General features: G+C 59.5%; 1 protein-coding gene. It reads right to left on the bottom strand.

The genetic code is table 11. The features are described 5' to 3' along the window. A partial coding sequence (locus B3C64_RS00105; RefSeq protein ID WP_291532875.1) for a GNAT family N-acetyltransferase occupies positions 1–539 on the bottom strand: 539 nt, incomplete at its 3' end. Positions 540–716 lie beyond the last annotated feature (177 nt).

Genomic DNA, 716 nt, shown 5'->3' with positions numbered 1-716 from the left:
ACCCAGATGCGATGCATGCCGAGGCCGGCCGGTTCCGGTGCGAAACCATAGGTCATCACACGCGGCATCACGTCACGCGAATAGCCACGTCCGCGGTAATCCTTGCCAAGCACCACCTGGATGCGCGCGGAACGGGCCCATCCGTCGATGTCGATCAGGAAAATCATGCCGATCACGTTGTTGGAGGATGCGGCATCGACTGCGCCATCGCCGTCATGGTCGGATTCGGTGACGATGGACCATGCGATGGTACGGCGGGATTCCGGATCGCCCACGCCGGATTCCGACGATGACTCGCCTTTGCTCCACGCCACGGAACGACGGACCCACGCATGCACGGCGCTCCGTTCCGCGCCGCTGTCCTTGCCGGTGATGTTGGATGCGCCCAGATACGCCTCGATGACGTCCATACGATCGAGATCCTCGATCATCGCCGGACGCAGATGCACCATCTCGCCCTTGATCGGCGGAATGGCGATGCGTCCGGGCAATTCGCGCGATTGCTGATCCGTCGTCGCAGATTCAACATTCTCAGGCATGTTCCTCGTCCCCTACGTCTTCGCCGGCACGGCTCATGCCGCACACCTATTACCGAAGGTATTCTACTCGGCTGTATGTCAGCTGTGAACTTCCTCGACGTCCTCTTTCGTAAATTTTCCGCTTTTGGCGGAACCTTCATGATAAGGCAAAGCAAAGGCGCGTCGAAATCCTCGTTG

This window comes from Bifidobacterium sp. UBA6881, from assembly GCA_002451435.1.
In the GTDB taxonomy this organism is placed as follows: Bacteria; Actinomycetota; Actinomycetes; order Actinomycetales; family Bifidobacteriaceae; genus Bifidobacterium.
The sequence above is the reverse complement of the archived record's forward strand: the minus strand, read 5'-3'. Positions and strand labels throughout refer to the sequence as shown.